Genomic DNA, 17566 nt, shown 5'->3' on the forward strand with positions numbered 1-17566 from the left:
CGGGGGTAGATGACATTCTTTACAAAGCAGCTCACAACTCAGCTGGTTTTGTAACGCCACTCAGCGAACCTGGGTTAGCTCGTGCCCACAGTTCAGGCAGTGACTCAGCCACTCACCGAGGAACACATTCAGCTGGGTTTTCTCATCGGGGTGGTGCATGGCTGCATTCGGGTAGGGATAGATCCCCCGAAAACGCCGCGCATTCTGCGCGCTGATGACCTCAGCCATGCGCGCATCGTGGTAAACGCGCACTTCCATTTTCGACGCTGGCAGCCAGTCCAGGCTGTATTCCTGACACACTTCTACCGTAGAGGTATAAGGACAGGTTTCCAGTACCTTAAGGCTCAATACACCGTAGGCATAATCGCCCTGGCTCAGCGCCACCCGACGCACCTCCGTGCTTTCTCGCATTGCAGGCAGCAGGCGCATCAGCCGGGCATAGTTGGCCTCGCAAGCAGCCTGCAGCTCGATAAGGTCGACTCGGTAGCGCTCACGAACCAGGGTCATGACCAGCGACTCCGCAACGCATCACGATTGAGTGCCAGCCATTGCAGGGCAATGATACCTGCTGCGTTATCAATTCTGCCGTCATTAACCGCAGCCAGTGCCTCTGCCACGCTCCAGACGTGCACGCGGATGTCCTCGCCCTCTTCCGCCAGACCGAATTCGCCACCTGCACCGGCGCTGTCGCAACGACCTACATACAGATAGACCCGCTCATCGGAGCCACCCGGCGACGGGTAATACTGAGTAATGGGGTGTAAATCGGTCAGGGTTAGATTGGCTTCTTCAACCGCTTCGCGGCGCGCCACTTCTTCCGGCTGTTCGTCTTTATCAATCAGCCCGGCCACCAGCTCCAACAACCACGGGTTCTGGCTTTTATCGAACGCACCGACGCGGAACTGCTCAATCAATACAACCGTGTCACTCACAGGGTCATAAGGCAGTACGCATACGGCATCATGCCGTACGAACAGTTCACGACTTAACTCCGGGCCCATGCCACCGGCAAATTGTTCGTGGCGTAAACGCAGCCGATCAACCCGGTAGAACCCTTTGAAACAGGTTTCCCGACTCAGCTGCTCTACAATGCGCGGAGTGGATTTAGCCGTCATAAATTCCTCAGAAACAAATGCTTGGCACAATTAGTCTATGTAATCGCGCCATCCTATCGTGCCCCGCTCCGGGCACATAATCCTATGTGACAATTGGTGAACCCAGCCTGCGGCGCCTACTCTTTGTTTGCAGGCATACAGGCCAGAGAACTCGTAAATCATGTGGCAGTCATATTCTGACGGCCGTATCACACTCTCAAGGATGCACATGCAGCTCGTAAAAATAGCCTACCTGATCAGTTTTTCACTGCTCCTTGCTGCTTGCCAGAGTATTGGCACACGGCACACAGACATCAAATACACCCGCCATGCAACAGAAGAGGTTAAAGCGGGCTGTCAGGGCGAGCAGTGCCCACTGGTCAATATCGACACGCTGAATTTCCCGAGCGAGCCGAACCTCAACGCCTTAATTGAAAAGCGTCTGCTGGAAATGACTCGTCTCACACCCGACCAACAGTTGGCCCCTACATTGGCAGACTACACCCGTGAGTACCTGCGTGACGCCCCAGACCGCAACAGCACTTACTTGCAAGCCAAAGTACGCGAGCAACATGACGGCTTGGTGGTCATTGAGTTTGCGACGTATCTGGATACCGGTGGCGCCCATGGTATGCCGGGGCGTGGCTTCATTAACTACTCAATTGATGAGGACAGAGCACTGACCCTGGCGGACATGCTCATTCCCGGCCAGGAGGATGCGTTCTGGAATGCGGTGAAAGTGGCCCACAACAGCTGGCTGATCCATTCGCGCATGGACCGCGACCCGGAATTTGTTAAGAACTGGCCTTTCGTACGCTCGCCTAACGTGGCCTTCCTCAAGGCTGGCGCGCTGGTTAAATACGATGTCTACGCCATTGCTCCCTACTCAATGGGCCACATTGAGCTGCTGATTCCCTATAAGCGTCTGACTGGCATCCTCAAACCTGAGAAGTTTCCCGCTCAGGCTGAGTAAGCCCTACACACGAGCTGAACGCTCAAATCACCGCGCCTGGCACCCACCAGACGCGGTGGACGGCGTCACACCTTGTGATACAGCTGGCTGCCCTCGTGTTTGAAGCGTTCAGCCTGCTCAGCCAAGCCCTTCTCTACATCGACATCAACTGCATCGATACGCTGGTTCGCCGCGTAATCACGCACTTCTTGGGTGATTTTCATCGAGCAGAATTTCGGCCCGCACATGGAGCAGAAATGCGCGACCTTGGCTGAATCCTTGGGCAGCGTTTCATCGTGATACGCCCGCGCTGTGTCCGGATCAAGGCCCAGATTGAACTGATCTTCCCAGCGGAATTCAAAACGCGCCTTACTCAGGGCGTTGTCGCGAATCTGCGCGCCAGGATGACCTTTAGCCAGATCAGCAGCGTGAGCCGCGATCTTGTAGGTGATGATGCCGGTCTTCACATCATCTTTATTGGGCAGGCCTAGGTGCTCCTTCGGCGTGACATAGCACAGCATTGCGCACCCGAACCAACCGATCATGGCCGCGCCGATTCCTGACGTGATGTGGTCATAACCCGGCGCAATATCGGTGGTAAGCGGGCCAAGGGTGTAGAACGGCGCCTCGTCACAGCACTCCAGCTGCTTGTCCATGTTCTCCTTGATCAGCTGCATCGGCACGTGGCCGGGGCCTTCGATCATGGTTTGCACATCATGTTTCCAAGCGATCTTGGTCAGTTCCCCGAGCGTTTCCAACTCGCCAAACTGCGCAGCATCGTTGGCATCGGCAATCGAGCCGGGGCGCAAGCCGTCGCCCAAGGAGAAGGACACATCGTAGGCCTTCATGATTTCGCAGATGTCGTCGAAATGGGTGTAGAGGAAGTTCTCTTTATGGTGCGCCAAGCACCACTTGGCCATGATCGAACCGCCACGGCTGACGATACCGGTCACACGTTTGGCGGTCAGCGGTACATAACGCAGCAAGACCCCGGCATGGATAGTGAAGTAGTCCACACCCTGCTCGGATTGTTCGATGAGGGTGTCACGGAACAACTCCCAGGTCAGGTCCTCAGCGATACCACCAACTTTTTCCAAGGCCTGATAAATCGGTACGGTGCCGATAGGGACCGGCGAGTTACGGATGATCCACTCGCGAGTTTCGTGGATGTGCTTACCCGTGGACAGGTCCATCACCGTGTCCGAGCCCCAACGAATCCCCCAAGTCAGCTTGGCGACTTCTTCTTCAATGCTGGAACCCAGTGCTGAGTTGCCAATATTGCCGTTGATCTTCACCAGGAAGTTACGGCCGATGATCATCGGTTCCAGCTCGGTGTGGTTGATGTTAGCCGGAATGATGGCGCGGCCGCGGGCGACTTCTTCGCGCACGAACTCAGGGGTGATTTCCTTGGGAATCGACGCGCCAAAGCTGTGCCCGGCATGCTGCTCAGTGAGCAGCCCTGCTTCACGGGCCTCCTGCAACTTCATGTTCTCGCGGATGGCCACGTATTCCATCTCAGCGGTGATGATGCCTTTACGTGCGTAATGCATCTGCGTGACATTCTGCCCAGCCTTGGCCCGGCGCGGGTTACGCACATGGGCAAAGCGCATGGCGGTCAGCTCGGCATCATTGAGGCGACGCTGGCCAAACTCAGAGGTCAAGCCTGGCAGTTTTTCGGTGTCGCCACGGTCTTCGATCCAGCCGCTGCGTACATCAGCCAGCCCCTTGCGCACATCAATGCTGACGCTCGGGTCGGTGTACGGACCTGAGGTGTCATACACCAACACCGGGGCATTGATTTCACCGCCGAAGTCGGTGGGTGTCACATCCAGGGAAATCTCGCGCATTGGCACACGAATATCAGGACGCGAGCCCTGCACATACACTTTCTGCGAACGCGGAAACGGTTGAATGGATTGTTGATCGACCTGGGCGCTTTCGCTCAGATTTTTTGATTGTTGCAGGCTCATCGACAGGCTCTCCGTGGCGAAATGTCGGAGTGAACCTGGGGACTAGAACAGCGCAAGACGCACCTATAGCGGTGCCAGAACACACACCCAGAACGGGCGGTACATCTTGTTCCCTACGCAGGCTTTAACCTGATCAGGTTCAACGGGATCCGGCAACTGCCAATCTCAGCCCCTCACTTAGGGCACCCCGACAAGAACCTTGGCAGTCTAATCAAGCCAACGGCGGAACACCAATAACCTTTTGTATTTCTCTGACTAACGAGTCATCCGTCTAATATCGAACGGTGCGCCAGCACAAAGCGAATATTGCAGATGGCAACTAGACTTGCGGGAGCCGAAGCAACCTTGACCCTAGCTCCCGGCCCCCTTAGCCTTTACCGATTATCGCCTACTTCAGGACATGCCTACATGATGTTGCGCAGACTCTCACTGGCCTTTGCCGTCGCCGCTGCTACCAGCAACTTGGTCTGGGCAGAGCAAGCTCCACTGCCTACCAAAGCCAGTCTGATTTCTGTCTATCAGGAAGCTGCTGCCAACAACGCTGATCTGGCCGCCGCCCGAGCAGACTACAAAGCACGTAGCGAAGGTGTTCCTCAGGCGCGCGCAGGCTTGCTACCCAATATTTCAGCAGGCGCAGAGCTGGGTAGTACGCGCACTAGTGTGGACTCCCCGTCTGTGACCTCCAACCGCAACGGCGTGGTCTATCAGGCTAACTTAAGCCAACCGCTGTTCCGGATTGATCGCTGGTTCCAACTACAAGCCGCTGAAGCCGTGAATGAGCAGGCCGCTCTTGAACTGTCTGCCACCGAGCAAAACCTGATCCTGCAAAGTGCCGATGCCTATTTCTCTGTGCTGCGAGCCCAGGACAACCTGGCTTCCACCAAAGCTGAAGAGGCGGCGTTCAAGCGCCAACTGGATCAAGCCAATGAGCGCTTCGATGTGGGCCTTTCTGACAAAACCGACGTACTTGAATCGCAAGCGGGTTACGACACCGCCCGGGCCAATCGCATCATTGCGCAGCGCCAGGTAGAGGACGCTTTCCAGGCTCTGGTCACCCTGACCAACCGCGAATACAGCGGCCTTGAGGGGATTGTTCACAGTCTGCCGATTCTGGCGCCGACACCCAATGACGCCAAAGCCTGGGTCGACACCGCTGCGGCACAGAACCTTAATCTACTGGCCAGCAACTACGCCGTGGATGCCGCTCAGGAAACCCTACGCCAGCGTAAGTCTGGGCATGCGCCGACACTGGACGCCGTTGCCAGCTATCGCAAGGGCGATAACGACAACATGGGCTTCACCAACTCTGGCGCGCCCGCCGCACCACCTTACAGCGGTGACGTTGAGCAAAGCAGCATTGGCGTGCAGTTGAATATCCCCCTGTACAGCGGCGGCCTGACTTCAAGCCAAGTGCGCGAGTCGTACCAACGCCTGGATCAAACCGAGCAGCTGCGCGAGAGCCTGCGCCGTCAGGTGGTGCAAAACACACGTAACCTGCATCGCGCAGTCAACACCGACGTGGAAACCGTACAGGCGCGTAAGCAGTCAATCATCTCCAACCAAAGCGCCCTTGAAGCCACTGAAATCGGCTACCAAGTCGGAACCCGCAACATCGTTGATGTTCTCGACGCTCAACGCCAGCTTTACAGCGCTGTGCGCAACTACAACAACGCCCGCTATGACTACATCCTCAACAACCTGCGCCTGAAGCAGGCCGCTGGGACGCTAAGCCCGGATGACCTCAAAGCGCTGGAGCAGTACCTGAAGTCAGATTACAACCCAGACAAGGACTTCCTGCCGCCAGACCTGGCCAAAGCAGCTGAAGCCCAGCTGCGGGGCAAAGCACCGTATTGAATGATCAAAAACAACAAGCCCGGCACATGCCGGGCTTGTTGTTTGGGGATGCCTTAGGTTGAGGTTATCGCCATAACAGTGACTAACCTACAGTCTGTAGATTCGTAGGGTGGTGTAAGTCTGCGCAGCAGATTACCCACCCAATAGAACGCAGCGGTGGGTAATCCTTCGGCCTTTCCACCCGACCGTGCTCAAGGCCCCTAACCAGTCCACTGATACAGTGACTTAGCAGGAGTGGCTTCAGCCACGAATCAGCCGATCCAATCCGGCCAGCAGTTTTGCCAATGCACCTTGGTTAGCCTGCATAACAGCTGTACCTGCAGCGGCCATTGCCTGAGCCTGCTCAGGATTACGCCACAGTTCTTGAAGCGCTCCGGCAAGAGCAGCGCTGTCCACCGGCTCGCGTAGCGCGCCAGCGTCTCGCAGCATTGCGGCGATTTCGAGGAAGTTAAAAGTGTGCGGGCCACTCAGCAACGGCTTACCCAGTGCTGCAGGCTCAAGCAAATTATGCCCACCGTGGGGGATCAGACTTCCGCCGACAAACGCCACATCAGACAGTGCATACATAAACAGCAACTCGCCCATGGTGTCGCCCAACAGCACCTGATCGGTAGGCTGCACATCTTCACCAGTCGAGCGGCGGCGGGTGGTAAACCCGTGATTCTGGCAAAGCTCGTAAACCGTGCCGAATCGTTCTGGGTGGCGCGGCACCAGAATCAGCAACGCATCCGGCCACTGCTGCAATAGCTGTTGGTGAGTCGCCAGAATCTGTTCGTCCTCCCCCACATGGGTACTGGCCGCGATCCATACAGGGCGCGCCGTAGCCTGCCACTGCTCACGCAGCTCAGCGGCCCGTATCGGCAACTGAGGGTCGATGGTTAGATCAAACTTGATCGAACCGGTCACCTCGACACACTCTCGGCGCGCTCCCAGGTTTCGAAAGCGTTCTGCTTCTGCTTCTGTCTGAACTGCCAGCAGAGACATTTCCGCCAGCATCGGCGCAGTCAGCTTGCCGAACCGGGCATAGCCCCGCGCTGAGCGCTCGGACAGGCGACCGTTGGCCAGCGCCACCGGAATACCACGCTTAGCGCACTGGTGAATATGGTTGGGCCACAGCTCGGTTTCCATAATCACCGCCACGCGCGGCTTGATCTTATTGAAGAAGCGCGCCGCAGCCCACGGCAGGTCATAAGGCAAGTAGCAATGCTGCACGCGCCCAGCGTATTCAGGGCCACCAAACATCGCCTGAATACGCTCCGACCCGGTCGGCGTCATGCAGGTCATGGTGATGGGCAGATCTGGGTAACGCTTGAGCAGTTCGCGCACCAGCGGCGCAGCCGCGATGCTCTCGCCCACCGATACTGCGTGCAACCAGATACCACCGGACTTAAGAGGCGGCATGCCGAAAGCGAAGCGTTCGCCAATGCGTTTGGCATACGCCGGGGCCTTCCAGGCGCGCCACGCCAAACGCAGCGCCACCAAAGGCAGACCGAGGTGAAAAAGCAAGGTATAGAGGGTTCTGTTCATAGGCGCGCAGCTTAGCAGAGAGCGTTCAAGGCTTCAGCCAATCGCCCGCAGACGTTCACCCAGGCAATCAGCCAACCAGCGCGCAGCTGGGCCGAGGCTCTCATCACGTCTACAGACCAGCTCAACCACCAGTGATGGCGGACTCCAGTCACTGGTGAGCTCAATCAGGTGATTGCGATAGGTTGGGTACTGCACCACATGCCGTGGTAACCAAGCCCACCCCAAGTTACGCATCAGCAGTTCGGCCATTTGATAGAAACTGTCCGTACGCCAGACTTCAGGGCTTAGCTGTTTGCTGTCGGGGTACTGATTGTCCTGCGGCGGTAAAAGCAGTTGGCGGTGCCGCGCCAACTCACGCAGGTCCACATGGCCAAGCGTGGCCAATGGATGACCAACACCACACACCGTCACCATTTCCACCAACCCCAAGCGCTGTCGCTCAAGCGAGCTCGGCATTTCTCCGGAGCGAAACAACAGCCCCAGGTCAGCACGTTTCTCCACGACCTTGAGGGCAACATCGCCCTGAGAGACGTTGGTCAGTTGCATTTCCACCATGGGAAAAACCCGCGCCAGATCCTCCAGGCTGTCCAGCACTGGCTGATAAGGCATCGCCTCATCCAGCGCCAGACGCAGGCGTACCTCCTCGCCCCGCACCAGCCCCTTGGCCCGTCCATCCAGCCGCTGACACTGGCGCAATACCTCCCGCGCTTCCTCCAGCATGGCAGCACCGGCCTCAGTCAATTTTGGCTGTTTGCCGCTGCTGCGCTCAAACAGAACCACGCCGAGATCATCTTCCAATGCCGCAATTGCACCACTGACAGCGGACTGCGCCCGGCGCATCTCGCGCCCAACGGCAGAGAAGGAGCGCCCTTCGGCAACACTCACAAACAGGCGGATTTGCTCGAGGTTCCACTGCACAACCTATCTCCTATTCAGATAGGTATTCACTTTACCTCATCCATAGCAGCCCTAGAATGCCAGCAGATTTTAAGGAGATTCTGATATGAGCGGCTTTTTCTATCTTTCCATCGCCATCATTGCCGAAGTGATTGCCACCTCCTCGATGAAGGCACTGGATGGCTTTAACAAACCACTGCCACTGATTCTAGTGGTGTTCGGCTACCTCATTTCATTCTGGTTGCTGAGCATTGTGGTCAAAACCATCCCGGTGGGTATCGCCTATGCGATCTGGGCGGGCATGGGTATTGTGCTGGTCAGCATAGCCGCCGTGTTCCTCTACCAGCAGCGCCTAGACCTGCCGGCCATCCTCGGTATGGGCCTGATCGTCAGCGGTGTGGTGGTGATCCAACTGTTCTCCAACAGCACCGGACACTGACGCAAGGCAAGCGCTCACTCACCAGCGGGTTATACTGCGCATCTGTTTTCCCGGTGAGACCCCTGCATGACCCAGGCACTAAGCACGGATGTATTGATCGTTGGCGGCGGCGTTGCCGGACTCTGGCTGAACGCCCGCCTTCGCCGCAAAGGCTTTTCCACCATCCTCGTGGAAAGCGCCACCTTGGGCGGTGGCCAGAGCGTCAAATCCCAGGGGATTATCCATGGTGGGGCCAAGTATGCTCTGCACGGTGCGCTGACCGGCGCCTCCGAAGCCATTGCCGATATGCCGCGACGCTGGCGAGAAGCCCTCGCGGGCAACGGTGAGCTGGACCTTTCCGGCGTCCGCCTGCTCTCGGACGCGCACTATCTGTGGTCCCCCGGCAGCCTCGCAGGCAACATCACCAGCTTTTTCGCCAGCAAGGCCGTTCGGGGCCGGGTCGATCAGGTCAAAGGTGATCAACTTCCCCCAGCGCTGCAAAACCCGCGTTTTAAAGGCAAGGTTTACCGACTCGCCGAACTGGTGTTGGACGTCCCCAGCCTGATTCGCCGACTGAGCGAGCTGGCAGCAGACGGCCTACTGGCCGGACAGAGCATTGAGCCGCTGCTTGAGGGCGACAAACTGGTCGGCCTGCACATCGACGGTCAGCCAATTCGCGCTCAGCGCATTGTCCTCAGCGCCGGCCGAGGCAATGCCGAGTTGCTCAGCCGTCTCGGTCTGAATCAGCCCGCCCAGCAACTGCGCCCGCTGCATATGGTGCTGGTGAAAAGCCCGAATCTGAAGCCGCTATACGCTCATTGCCTGGGCGGTGGCCCCAAGCCGCGTATCACCGTCACCACTCATCCGGCGGCGGACGGTCAGTGGGTCTGGTATCTGGGCGGCGACTTGGCCGAAGCCGACGGCGTAGCCCGCGACCCGCAGCAGCAAATCGCAGCTGCGCAGAAAGAACTGGGCGACCTGCTGCCCTGGGTGGATTTATCCACAGCACAATGGGCAACACTGCGGGTCGACCGCGCAGAGCCTGCGCAATCCGGCCTGGTGCGCCCGGACAATGCCTTCCTGCACGAAGACGATGCCTTGCTGGTGGGCTGGCCGACCAAACTGGCACTCGCGCCGGACTTCGCCGACCGCGTGCTCGCTGCGTTCGAGCGTGATGGTGTTCAACCCCAGCAACACCCTGCTCTACCTGACCTGCCGCGCCCGACCGTGACGACCCCAGTCTGGGAGGAGTTGTTCTGATGAACTCACTGCACAACCTGCACCGTCCACTGGGCAGCACCGGCCTAGTGGTCTCCCCTATTGGTCTGGGCACCGTAAAAATTGGCCGTGATCAGGGCGTCAAATACCCCAACGGTTTTACCATTCCGGATGATGCCGCCGTACGCAATCTGCTGGCACAGGCGCGGGACCTGGGCATCAACCTGATCGATACCGCCCCCGCTTACGGCACCAGTGAAACCCGCCTCGGCCCGCTCCTGCGCGACCAACGCGACGCGTGGGTGATCGTCAGTAAAGTGGGTGAAGAGTTCGAAAATGGCCAGTCCAGCTTCGACTTCAGTCCGGCTCATACCCGTTTTTCCGTGGAACGCAGCCTCACACGTCTTGAAACCGACTGCATCGACTTGATTCTGGTGCACTCCGATGGCAACGACGTGGCGATTCTGCGCGATAGCGGTGTCTATGAAACCCTACAAGACCTCAAGCGCGAAGGCAAAATCCGCGGCTTCGGCCTGTCGGGAAAAACCGTTGAAGGCGGCCTGCTTGCCCTGGAAAAAGGCGACTGCGCCATGGTCACCTACAACCTCAACGAGCAGGCTGAAGTTCCAGTGCTGGATTACGCCGAAAACCACGGCAAGGGCATTCTGATCAAGAAAGCCTTGGCCAGCGGCCATGCCTGCCTGGCTGGCGAAGATCCGGTACGGGCCAGCTTCGAACTGATTTTCAGTCATCCGGCCACGACCAGCGCCATCATTGGCACCATTAACCCGCAGCACCTGGCCCACAACGTGGCCACTGCAGCAGCGGTGTTGCAGGATATTGCTTAAGCGTTCGTCAGCAAGCCCGCTCAACGCAGCACGTTTTGTTGTGCCAAGCTGTCTGATCTGAACGCACAGATGGGAGGCACTGCTCAATGCCACGGACCCTGATCAGTAAAGAACCTGGTCACTTCAAGACCCGCCAGTTGTTTGTCGAAGCCAGCCCCGACGCTCTGGTCTATCAAGCAGTGGGCATGCCTCTGAACTTTTCCCAGATGCTGGAAAAGCGCAAAACCGTTGAAGTCCCGAACAACCAGCGTTTCGCCGTACAGCTGGCCAACCTCGGCGTGTCCGTGCGCCTGACCCTAAGCTGGCAAGGCCGCGACTATTGGGTGTTGGTGCGCCAACGCCGGGCAGACCGTGGCGACATCGTACTCAAACTGATCTCCGGCTACGTCCCCAGCCATGAGCTGAATCTGCCCCTGCACACCGCCTTGCAGGAAGTCGCCGAAGAATGCCTGCTGGAGACCCCAGAAGGCTGGCTCAGCGGCCGCTATGGCGAAACTTGGCTACCCACGCCCTATCAGAAAACCCTGCGCTACCGCGAAACCACCCACTTTACCCTGCACACCCTCTCAGGCTCCGCACGACCAGTACAGTGTGAAAACCTCAAATTACTGGAGCGTCCCCGTGCCTACGTGCACTTGCCGACTGCCTCGCTGCAACTGGTTTACGACTTGCGCCTGGAGCTGCCGAAAGAGATCCGCCAACTCACCCTGCTGCATGTGGATGAGCAGGTCGAAAGCGGCCAGCTGGTTGCCCGCCTCAACCGGACACGGCCTGACTTGTTCCTGATCCCTCTGGAGAACGGCCGCCCTCGTCCCGAGCTGCTGACCCTGAAAAAAGGCCAACTGATCGCTGCGAGCACGCGCGGCATTTGGCTATCGGAAGGTTTTGCCGCTCAGGACGGCTGGGTGGTAGCTGACGAGCGTATCCGCTGGAAAGACTGGATGGCGGGCCTCAGCAACTGAGACCGCCACTACGTCAGCTCACAGGAACTCTTGCTCAGCAGGCGCCTGGGCACAAACCGCAGCTCGATCTGTTGGATATCTTCGAACTTGCCACGATTCGCTGGCTAGTCAGCGCTGTAGCCACTCCACCAGTAGCTACACAGGTAGCCACTGGCGGAAACAGAATTACTGCTTACGGATTTTGTTCACGATGGCCGTGGTCGAGCTATTTTCCACCAGCCCCAACACGCGCACTTCACCACCGTATGCACGAACGATATCGGCACCGACAACCTGATCAACGGTGTAATCACCACCTTTGACCAGCACATCGGGCCTGATCGCTTTCAGCAGGTTTTCCGGGGTGTCTTCGCTGAAGCTCACCACCCAGTCCACAGCGCCTAAACCGGCCAACACCGCCATACGTCGGTCGACACTGTTGATCGGGCGCTCCGGGCCTTTGAGTCGAGAGACCGACGCATCATCATTTACCGCCAGCACAAGACGATCACCCTGGGCACGGGCCTGCTCCAGATAGGTCACGTGGCCGGCATGCAGAATGTCGAAACAGCCATTGGTGAAGACGATTTTCTCACCATGGGCACGGGCATCTTCAACCGCCAGCAGCAGTTGATCCAGCTCCAACGCTCCACTTTGCGAGCCTGCCTCGCGGTGAATAGCCCGCCGCAGCTCAGGGGCGCTGATCGCCGCCGTGCCAAGCTTTCCCACCACAATACTGGCGGCCAGATTCGCTAGAGCAACGGCATTCTCCAGCGGTTCACCGGCAGCCAGGCACGCGGCCAGTGTAGAAATCACGGTGTCACCAGCGCCGGTCACATCGAACACTTCGCGTGCTTTAGCAGCCAGATGCAGTGGCGGATGCTCAGGGCGCAGCAAGCTCATGCCGTTTTCGCTGCGGGTCACCAACAACGCGCCTAGCTCAAGATCGGCAACAAGCTTCAGGCCCTTCGTGACCAGTTCTTCATCGCTGTGGCAACGGCCAACAATCGCTTCGAACTCGCTGAGATTTGGGGTGATCAGGCTGGCACCGCGGTAGATGGAAAAGTCTTTACCTTTAGGGTCAGCCAGTACCGTAATGCCTTTTTTCAGAGCCAGCTGCACCAGCTCCTGGTGATTCTGCAAAGCGCCCTTGCCGTAGTCAGACAGCACCAGCACTTTAACGCCGTCCAGTTGCAACTCCACACTGGCGGCGATAGCGCCCGTATCAGTACGGAACGGCTCTTCAAAGTCCATGCGCAGCAACTGCTGGTGACGGCTCATCACCCGCAGCTTAACGATCGTGGGCTGATCCTTGATGGTTTGGAACTGAGTCTTGATACCAACGTTTTGCAACTTGGCGCGCAAGCTGCTGGCGGCTTCATCCTCACCGGTCACGCCGATGAGGGTGGCAGCCGCACCGAGAGCCGCGATGTTCAGCGCCACATTGGCCGCGCCGCCAGGACGGTCCTCCATCTCCTCAACCTTGACCACCGGCACTGGGGCCTCGGGAGAAATCCGCGACGTGCCGCCATGCCAGTAACGATCCAGCATGACATCGCCCACAACCAGAACGCTGGCCTGATCGAAATGCGGCATGGTCAATTTCATAAATACTCCAGGTTCAGCGGAAAAATCCCGCGAATCATATCATTGCTGGCAAAAATGCCATTCTGGCGACATTTAGTCACCGAGTTGGCGCACCCAAAATAGTTCATGTCGACGCACGGCCTTACGCATAAACTCGTCTTCGCCAGTCTTCGGCCAGCGACGCCCGGCCAAAATCATCTGTATCCAACGACGCAGGCGACGCTTCAAAGGCAGCGTACCTTGCAAATCATGCTGCATGGCCAGCGCCATGGCCTTATCCAGCTGCTGAGCGGCATCTAGCTGCGGGCTCCATAGCTGATCAACCGGTAGCGCTTCAATGGCTGGGGGCAAGGCAATGCCGTTACCAGCGGGGCCCATCGGCCAGCGGTCATTGTCATGCAGGTGGTTGGCGTACAGCAGCAAGGTCTGCGGCTTATGGCTGCTCAGGCCAATGGCCTGGATTAAAGCGGCCGTGCTGGCGACGTGGTCGCTGTGGGGATCAAGCTCAGGGTGTGGAGTGATCACAACCTGAGGACGATAGTGCTCAAGCGCTGCGACCAAATCAGCCAGCAGATTACGCCAAGTCGGCTGTCCGTCCTCATCACCAGGCAAAGGCAGCGGATTGTGCTGACGCACACTGCGAACGTCGCCCTCGCCGGACTCCCTTGAGCCGAACGCTTGCTCTGGCTCAGCTTGCATGGCTGGCAGTTGCAGGCAGTAGTAGCCCAGTTGCACACACTGGCTTTGTGGCACGCCGCCCCACAGCGGTATGGCCAAGCTGTCCCAGGTACGCAGGCGGCCTTTTAGGCGGGCTGCCGCAGCCTTGTCCAAGCCCAATGTTTGATAGTTTTCCGCTTCAATCTCGCCCTGAGTCAGGGTCACGATGCTGACATCCTGCGCCCGGCTGTACAGCCCGAACGCCGCAAGCTCTGCATCATCAGCATGGGGTGCGATGATCATCAGACGCTGCCCGGCGTAATCCGGGTTAGTCATGGCGTACAGAGTGACATCTGCGTCCACCTGACAAAAACGGCCTCTCAGACGCAATTCGCCATTGGCCAGCGCTGCGCCCTGCCCCGACAAATTCAGATAGCGCACGCCGCTGACGCCGCGCTCGAAATCCTGACGGTCCTCACCGACCTGCACATAGGGATCAACCCAGCGGCCCAGCCAGCCGGCCTTAATGCGTACTCGCAGAATCAGGGTGTCAGCAGGATCAAAAACGCCTTCCAGTCGGACCAGGCCATTCTCGATACGGCCGTTCAGCGTTTGGGTTTGCGGCGGGAAGTTATAGAGGTAGTCATCAGTTGGCGCGTAGAACAGGTGATCGGCAAACCAAGCCTCGTGACTGATCCAGCCCAGTACCAGCAACAGTGGTACCCACCACCAAGCGACCAATACACCGATGACAATCAGCAGCACCAATGAGATCAACAGGGCGATGCGTTTGTTGCGGCGATGACGTTTGAGCAGAGCTTGTTTGCGTCCTGACATAATCAAACCTGATAAACCGCAACTCGGTTGCACCAACGGTCCTTGTACTCCCGGTCGGCGCGGCCAAAGGAATAGCGCAGCGGCTTGCCGATGGCACGGGCTTCTGCCCAAGCCGTCTGGGTGTTCACATAACTGAGCACGCTGCCAGGGCTAAACTCACGATTCTGCGGATCAACCCCACCATTGATGTACTCAAGGCTAACCCACTCAGGGGCCTCAACCCGGTACAACACCTGAATGGCGACCGGTTCATCATTGAAGTAGATCAGTGAGCCGGTCATAAACTCGCGCATCAGGCTGAACACCTCGGTCAGATGATCCTTACCCGTGGCTTCAAAGCCCCAGCGTCGCTGGAACAGATCGGCATAAATAGCGGCCTGCTCTTGCGCCGTCAGATCCAGCATTGGCCGGATCAACCCGCCAGCATCTTCCAGCAGACGTTGTTCACGGCGCTGGTTGTAGCGGAATTTTTTGCTGTACTCCTCGGGCTCGCGGGCCAGCGCCAGACCTTCCGGCTGCTCACGCAGGGTCGTGATCCGCCCAGCCTGCAAAGCTGAGATATAACGGGCTCGGTGGTGCAGCGCGACCTGCACAGCGGGGTCGACCGGCAGAATGATCTCGGCATTGCCCAGATCAAACAGACCGCGCTTACCCTTGCTCTTCAGTACATCCTTGGACAAAGCCAGATACCGACCCCAAGTCGGTATCGCAGCGCGTATCTGCCCGCCCTCGATCCAGCCCAGATAGCGCACCGGTATACCCGCCAGTCCGGCCAGGCGCTCCACAACTTGCGGATGAGTGGCGACACTGCCACCGAACTGCTGCCAAGTTTGGGCATAGGCAGCCGCATCAATCGGCGTCCAACCGCGTTCACGCCATGCACGTAGATAGCTCAGCATCAGGCATCGGTTCCAGCGGCAGGCTCTTCGGCATCCTCAAAGTCGCGAGCATGCAATCGTGCGTAGTAACCGTTCAAAGCCAATAGCTCTTGGTGAGTACCCCGCTCGACGATATGCCCCTGATCCATCACCAGAATCAGATCAGCCTTCTCAATGGTGCTCAACCGATGCGCAATAACCAACGTAGTGCGCCCCTTCATGACTTTATCCAGCGCACCCTGAATGTGGCGTTCGGACTCAGTGTCCAGTGCCGAGGTAGCCTCATCGAGGATGAGCACCGGCGCATCTTTTAGCAGTGCCCGTGCAATCGCAAGGCGCTGACGCTGACCACCGGAAAGCAGAACACCATTCTCACCGACCAGAGTGTCGTAAGCCTCCGGCATTTTTTCGATGAACTCGGCGGCGTATGAGTCTTCCGCAGCCTTACGCACAGCCTCCATCGGCGTGCCTTGCAGATCACCGTAAGCAATGTTGTTGGTGATGGTGTCATTGAACAGCGTGACATGTTGCGTCACAAAGGCCAGGTGCTTACGCAGGTTGCGCACTTTGTACTGATCGATATCCAGATCATCCAGCAGGATATGGCCCTGTTCGTGTTGGTAGAAGCGTGGGATCAGGTTAGCCAGAGTCGACTTACCACTACCGGAGCGTCCAACCAGTGCAATCATCTGCCCTGGCTCAGCAACAAAGGAAATATCGTTAAGCACAGGCTTCTCAGAGCCTGGATACTGGAAACTCAGGTTACGCACCTCAAGCCGACCGTTTACACGCTCGCGCTCTTCGGTGCCACGGTCCACTTCCGGGGCTTCGTCGAGTTGTTCGAAAATGCTCTCAGCACCGGCAAGTCCTTTCTGAATAGTGGCACTGACCTCAGAAAGCTGACGAATTGGTTTAGGCAGCAAACCGGCAAGTGTGATATAGGCGACCAAGTCACCGGCTGAGGCATCACCGCGCATAAGCAGAACCAGGAACATCAAAGTAGCCATGCCGCTGTAGATCACCAGTTGCAGCATCGGCGTATAAACCGCACCGGTCTTAGTCATCTGGAGCTGCTTGTCACGGTTGCTGGAGCTTGCCTTCAAGAAGCGGCCCTGCTCATACCGCTCGCCGCCAAAGCTGCGGACAACGCGATAGCCCTGGATCGTTTCAGATGCCACATGGGTCACATCACCCATCGAAACTTGGATTTTCTTGCTCTGCTTGCGGAATTTGCGACTAGCACTGGAAACCATCCAACCGATAATCGGCAGGATCGCCACCATGACCAGTGTTAGCTTCCAGTTCATCCACAACAACGCGGCAAAGAGGAAAATCACCGTCATGCCTTCACGCACTACGACTTTGATGGCATCGGTAGCAGCACCAGTTACCATGGTTACGTTATAGGTAATGCGGGATATCAGGTGGCCAGAATTATTGCTGTCAAAGTAACGATTGGGCAGGGTAAGCAGATTATTGAACAACTCGACCCGTAAATCATGCACTAAGCCCATCGATACTTTGGCTAAGAAGTAATTCCCCATAAATGAGCCGATTCCCTGCCACAACGCAATCAGCACAATCAGCAGCGGCACCGCATGCAACAGCTTTAGCTGAGCAAGCCAAGCCCAATCCTGAATATAAGGAACATTAGCAAAAAGGCTGCTTTCGGAGTTGTTCAGCCCATCTACGAAGTACTTAAGAATGTAACCCAGCATCGGCTGGGTTGATGCAAAGATCAGAAAGCCCAAAATACTCAGCGCAAAGAAAACCCAATATGCACGAACGTAAGAAAGCAATCGCAAATAAAGTTTCAGGCCTGAACCCACATGCTGGCCTGCCGCGTTCTCTTGCATAGAATTGCCCATATTCAAAAAAGAAGCATTCT

General features: G+C 57.5%; 15 protein-coding genes and 1 riboswitch. Of the genes, 6 read left to right on the plus strand and 9 right to left on the minus strand.

Going from position 1 to position 17566, the window contains the following annotated elements; genetic code table 11:
* Positions 1-60: 60 nt before the first annotated feature.
* Positions 61-507 carry a DUF1249 domain-containing protein gene (locus WG219_18285; GenBank protein ID WXL25229.1) on the minus strand — a complete coding sequence of 149 codons (447 nt, stop codon included), beginning with the start codon at positions 505-507 and terminating at the stop codon, positions 61-63.
* Entirely contained in the window at positions 504-1115 is a 612-nt protein-coding gene (locus WG219_18290) for an NUDIX domain-containing protein (GenBank protein ID WXL25230.1), read from the minus strand. Before WG219_18290 ends, WG219_18285 begins: the two co-directional genes overlap by 4 nt.
* 208 nt (positions 1116-1323) lie before the next feature.
* Here WG219_18290 and WG219_18295 point away from each other — a divergent pair, with 208 nt between their 5' ends.
* Positions 1324-2067 (plus strand): RsiV family protein, encoded by a 744-nt coding sequence (locus WG219_18295; protein WXL25231.1) that lies wholly within the window; start codon positions 1324-1326, stop codon positions 2065-2067.
* Between the two features lie 65 nt (positions 2068-2132).
* On the opposite strand, the gene thiC is transcribed toward WG219_18295, so the two are convergent.
* Positions 2133-4016 (minus strand): phosphomethylpyrimidine synthase ThiC, encoded by a 1884-nt coding sequence (gene thiC, locus WG219_18300; GenBank protein ID WXL25232.1) that lies wholly within the window; start codon positions 4014-4016, stop codon positions 2133-2135.
* A 93-nt stretch (positions 4017-4109) separates the two neighbouring features.
* Positions 4110-4216: riboswitch (TPP riboswitch) on the minus strand.
* A 211-nt stretch (positions 4217-4427) separates the two neighbouring features.
* Here thiC and WG219_18305 point away from each other — a divergent pair.
* Complete coding sequence (locus WG219_18305; protein WXL28039.1) at positions 4428-5870, plus strand: TolC family outer membrane protein; 1443 nt, start codon at positions 4428-4430, stop codon at positions 5868-5870.
* A gap of 240 nt (positions 5871-6110) precedes the next feature.
* Here the strand turns inward: WG219_18305 and waaA are convergent, their stop codons facing one another.
* Positions 6111-7397 carry a lipid IV(A) 3-deoxy-D-manno-octulosonic acid transferase gene (gene waaA / locus WG219_18310; GenBank protein ID WXL25233.1) on the minus strand — a complete coding sequence of 429 codons (1287 nt, stop codon included), beginning with the start codon at positions 7395-7397 and terminating at the stop codon, positions 6111-6113.
* Positions 7398-7430: 33 nt separating this feature from the next.
* Positions 7431-8315, minus strand: a complete 885-nt coding sequence (locus WG219_18315) for a LysR family transcriptional regulator (GenBank protein WXL25234.1) — start codon at positions 8313-8315, stop codon at positions 7431-7433.
* An 85-nt stretch (positions 8316-8400) separates the two neighbouring features.
* Here WG219_18315 and WG219_18320 point away from each other — a divergent pair, with 85 nt between their 5' ends.
* The 4 genes from WG219_18320 (at position 8401) to WG219_18335 (ending at position 11740) form a co-directional block, all read left to right on the plus strand.
* Positions 8401-8733, plus strand: coding sequence for a multidrug efflux SMR transporter (locus WG219_18320; protein WXL25235.1), 333 nt, complete (start codon positions 8401-8403; stop codon positions 8731-8733).
* 66 nt (positions 8734-8799) lie between these two features.
* A complete protein-coding gene (locus tag WG219_18325) occupies positions 8800-9972 on the plus strand; it encodes an FAD-dependent oxidoreductase (GenBank protein ID WXL25236.1) in 1173 nt (390 codons plus the stop codon).
* Positions 9972-10778, plus strand: a complete 807-nt coding sequence (locus WG219_18330) for an aldo/keto reductase (protein ID WXL25237.1) — start codon at positions 9972-9974, stop codon at positions 10776-10778. The genes WG219_18325 and WG219_18330 overlap by 1 nt, the downstream gene beginning before the upstream one ends.
* A gap of 86 nt (positions 10779-10864) precedes the next feature.
* A complete protein-coding gene (locus WG219_18335; GenBank protein WXL25238.1) occupies positions 10865-11740 on the plus strand; it encodes a metal ABC transporter ATPase in 876 nt (291 codons plus the stop codon).
* 165 nt (positions 11741-11905) lie between these two features.
* Here WG219_18335 and hldE read toward each other — a convergent pair whose 3' ends face one another.
* From hldE to msbA, 4 genes are all read right to left on the minus strand, one after another.
* The gene (gene hldE, locus WG219_18340) at positions 11906-13327 is read right to left on the minus strand and encodes a bifunctional D-glycero-beta-D-manno-heptose-7-phosphate kinase/D-glycero-beta-D-manno-heptose 1-phosphate adenylyltransferase HldE (protein WXL25239.1); all 1422 of its coding nucleotides are present in this window, start codon (positions 13325-13327) and stop codon (positions 11906-11908) included.
* A 72-nt stretch (positions 13328-13399) separates the two neighbouring features.
* Positions 13400-14800 carry a PIG-L family deacetylase gene (locus tag WG219_18345; GenBank protein WXL25240.1) on the minus strand — a complete coding sequence of 467 codons (1401 nt, stop codon included), beginning with the start codon at positions 14798-14800 and terminating at the stop codon, positions 13400-13402.
* Between the two features lie 2 nt (positions 14801-14802).
* Entirely contained in the window at positions 14803-15699 is an 897-nt protein-coding gene (locus WG219_18350) for a GNAT family N-acetyltransferase (protein ID WXL25241.1), read from the minus strand.
* Positions 15699-17534, minus strand: a complete 1836-nt coding sequence (msbA, locus tag WG219_18355) for a lipid A export permease/ATP-binding protein MsbA (protein ID WXL25242.1) — start codon at positions 17532-17534, stop codon at positions 15699-15701. The genes WG219_18350 and msbA overlap by 1 nt, the downstream gene beginning before the upstream one ends.
* Positions 17535-17566: the final 32 nt, after the last annotated feature.

Source organism: Pseudomonas mendocina (assembly GCA_037482215.1).
In the GTDB taxonomy this organism is placed as follows: domain Bacteria; phylum Pseudomonadota; class Gammaproteobacteria; order Pseudomonadales; family Pseudomonadaceae; genus Aquipseudomonas; species Aquipseudomonas mendocina_E.